This is a genomic window from Spirulina sp. LEGE 11439, from assembly GCF_059821285.1.
This window is the reverse complement of record NZ_JCAMRX010000058.1, coordinates 1-3,567: the sequence shown is the minus strand read 5'-3', so window position 1 is coordinate 3,567 and position 3,567 is coordinate 1. Positions and strand designations below refer to the sequence as shown.

The window sequence follows — 3,567 nt, the reverse complement described above, 5'->3', positions numbered from 1 at the left end:
TAATATTGCAGAAAGTCCGACTCCAGAAATACAGCGATCGCTTTCTGAGACTCCTCCAATTTCAACTCAAACTGATATTGCGTTCGAGGAAAGTCCGGTAACAACCCTATCAGAAGGACGAGGATTTTTACAACTCCAACCCCTCGGACAATCTCAACCCCTTGCGAAAGACTCTGATTATTTACCTTCTTCCTTTGTTTCCACATCATTAAAAGAGATTCTCGACTATTCTGGGGAAAATAATCCTTCTCTCATTCAGAAAAAAGAAGGTACAGGAGGAAAAACTTCAAAAACTTCTATTTCTCCTTCCGAAACCTTAGATGTTCCGAAATCTTGGGCAAATGTTTCTGAATTAATCGGCGATTCTTCTGATACAACAGACTCAGGAAAAACAGAAGATTGGGGAGGATTCACCGGACTGATGGGAGATACAAATTTACTCCCAGAAAGTCCACCTGAAAGTAATGCGATCGTACAAGCTAAAAACGATCCTATTGAAGGAGAACTTCTGATTCCCATTTCCTTTGAGGAGATAGAAGAGGAAAAAAATCCCTCACTCCCACCAACTCCTCAAATCGTTGAACAATTATCAGATCTCGAACAACCAATTAGAGAGGAAGAGTTAGAATTTTTAGCACAATTAGTTTATCGTTTGGTACGATCGCGCTTGAATATTGAGAGAGAACAACAATATAATCAATTGGGAGGTGCTTCTTTTTGGCTGGATACGGTCTACTTTGCTTGCGATGAGAAAAGTTCTCTCTCATCAACTGCAATGCTAGCGACCCTAGAAACAGTGAATCCTTACACTAGCGATCGCTTATCAATTTTAGCTCGCGAGGTTTATGTTCTTTTGCAAATGCGGATAGAATGCGATCGCGATCGGCAAGGAATTTGTTATTAAATTTTTCATGATTTCAGGAGAAAATTAATTATGTATCAACAACTAGCAAAAGCCAAATTAATAAACCTTTCTTCTAGCGATGATATCGAATTTATGTTCAATCCCAGCGAACTTAAATTTGATGTAGTCATGGAAACAGTAGAAAGTCCGGGTGCAAAAAGTAAACAAACAGGGCGATCGAAAGTCAACTATTCTCACAGAAAAGCTACAAAGCTAACGATAAGTAATATTCTCTTTGATACTTATGAAGAAGGAATAAATGTTTTCAGCAAATACATAATCTATTTAGAAAAAGCCTTAGAATTCGTGCAGAATGGTCAAGAGCAACGTCCACCAACCTACCGTTTTGAATGGGGATCTCAAACTTATTTAAGATATTGTTTTGTTGAAAATTTGAGCTATACATTAACAATGTTTTTGCCGAATGGTACGCCAGTTCGAGCAAAAATTGATAGTCTAACCCTCAAAGAAACTGATGAACCTAAACCGAGTGGAGGCATGACGGCAAAACAACCTAAAAAGCCAAGTCGCGAAACCGATCAAAGTTTAACATTTTGGAAGGAAAAATCTAAATTTGGACAAATAATTGAGACTATCAAAAATGTCAAAGACGAAATAATGTAGAACGCTTGCGAATCTAAAACTCTCAAAAAGATGTTTTCATCTAATGTAAAAAATGATTGCTACCAGTAACTCCCTATCTAATTCTAGACAATCCCGTAGCGGTAACTATCAAGCGCTACCTAAAATTGAAATTGAAGGAAACGAAGCTCAATCCAAATTATATGAAGATTTATTGCAAGTTTTGGTCGAGGAAAGTCTGCATTTTCCGGCAATGTTTACTTTAGTTATTCGCAATGACTACCAACCGGGAATGAGAGAAGATGCTGACGAACCTTGGCAATATGACTATTTAGAAATCGGTAAAAAAGTTAAGATTGGTTTTTCGGCGAGTACGACAGCATCACAGGGTTTTCAGGATGAGAATGAAGGTCAGGTAATAGAGGGAGAAATTACGGCAATTGAGGCACATTTTAGCGACCAAACACAGGCTCCAATTGTTGTCCGTGGTTATGATATTTCTCATCGGTTGCATCGGGGAAAATGGAATCGTTCTTTTCAGAATTTAACTGATAGCGATTTGGTGAAAAAGATTGCAGGAGAAGTAGGGATTTCTGTAGGGAAAGTCGATGAAAGTAGAATTCCTCACGAATATCTTTTTCAGGAGAATCAGACCAATATGGAGTTTTTGCGATCGCGTGCTTCTCGAATTGGATTTGAACTCTTTATTCAAGATGGTAAATTGAATTTTCGCAAACCTAAAAAAGATGAGACTTTAGATTTAGAATGGTTAAAAGATATCTCTAATTTTCGCGTCAGAACTACCAGTGCAGAACAGGTTAAATCTGTAGAAGTGCGAGGATGGGATTATACCCAAAAACAAGCGATCGTCTCGACAGCAAACTCGGAAAAAGTCGTGACGGAAACGGAAAATGGCAAAGGTAGCAAGACTAGCGGGAAATTTAACGGACTTCCCGCACCGACTTTATATGTGGTCGATCGCCCTGTAGAACAGCCCAAGGAAGCGGATTTAATGGCGCAGGCTTTATGTAATGAAGTCGGAGGGAAATTTATCCTTGCAGATGCCCGAGGAGAAGGAAACCCAAAAATTCGACCGGGACGGGTAGTGAAGTTACAAGGAATGGGAAAATATAGTGGTGAATATTACGTGACGGAGACGCGCCACACTTTTCAAGAGCGGATTTATACAACAGAGTTCAGCGTGCGGGGATTGCGCGGAGGAAATTTACTCACCTTACTTTCGTCACCAGATCGCTTGCAACCAGGACAGACTTTTTTAGTGGGAATTGTCACAGATAATGAGGATCCGGAAGGTTTAGGACGGGTTAAGGTCAAATTTCCCAGTTTAACAGAGGAACATAGTAGCAATTGGGCGCGAATCGTGAGTCCGGGAGCAGGTCAGGGACGAGGTTTTGACTGTTTACCAGAAATCGAGGATGAGGTTTTAGTTGGATTTGAACATGGAGACATTCATCGTCCTTATGTGTTGGGTGGGGTGTGGAATGGTCAGGATGCGCCCCCAGAAAAAGTGGAAGATAGCGTGACAGACGGGAAGGTGCGCTTGCGATCGTTTAAAACTCGCAAAGGGCATTTGTTACAGTTTATTGAGGAAGATAAAAGCGGGACGCAGGCAGGAGTGAGAATTAAGACAGAGAAGGGGCATCAAGTGTATTTGAATGATAGTCAAGGGAAAATTGAAATTGTCACAAAAGGCGGTCACAAGTTGATTTTGGATGATAATGATTCTAAGATAAGTATGAGTTCGACAGGTACACTTTCGATTGAGGCGAATAATGCGATCGATTTAAAAACGAAAGGGGTTATTAGTTTGAGCGGGAGTCAAGTTAAATTAGGTTAATTTTTCTCGCTGATATTCAAACAAATTTTAGATTTTTTTAGTTGTTGAAGATATGATTGACGAAGGATTGAGTAGATTTAATCCACAGACAAAATCCACACCTGACAAATCTGCACCTCGAAGATCGATTCCTGCCAGATTACCAAAAAAACTGGGTTTAAAGCCCCATCCTTTAGCGAAGCGGAGGGCGGCTTTTCAGATATTCACGAAGAGCCACAAGTTC

General features: G+C 40.1%; 3 protein-coding genes. All 3 read left to right on the top strand.

All coding sequences use genetic code 11. From position 1 onward, the window contains the following. Positions 1-904, top strand: a 904-nt coding sequence (locus AC6RV6_RS25510) for a hypothetical protein (RefSeq protein ID WP_500243702.1), incomplete at its 5' end; no start/stop codon positions are given. A 30-nt stretch (positions 905-934) separates the two neighbouring features. Further along, positions 935-1,528 carry a CIS tube protein gene (locus tag AC6RV6_RS25505; RefSeq protein ID WP_500243701.1) on the top strand — a complete coding sequence of 198 codons (594 nt, stop codon included), beginning with the start codon at positions 935-937 and terminating at the stop codon, positions 1,526-1,528. Between the two features lie 52 nt (positions 1,529-1,580). Further along, positions 1,581-3,344, top strand: a complete 1,764-nt coding sequence (locus AC6RV6_RS25500) for a VgrG-related protein (RefSeq protein ID WP_500243700.1) — start codon at positions 1,581-1,583, stop codon at positions 3,342-3,344. Positions 3,345-3,567: the final 223 nt, after the last annotated feature.

What these genes read in the sequence shown, in the direction of transcription:
- AC6RV6_RS25500 (WP_500243700.1), top strand. Translation starts at nt 1,581, where the DNA reads ATGATTGCTACCAGTAACTCCCTATCTAATTCTAGACAATCCCGTAGC.
- AC6RV6_RS25505 (WP_500243701.1), top strand. Translation starts at nt 935, where the DNA reads ATGTATCAACAACTAGCAAAAGCCAAATTAATAAACCTTTCTTCTAGC.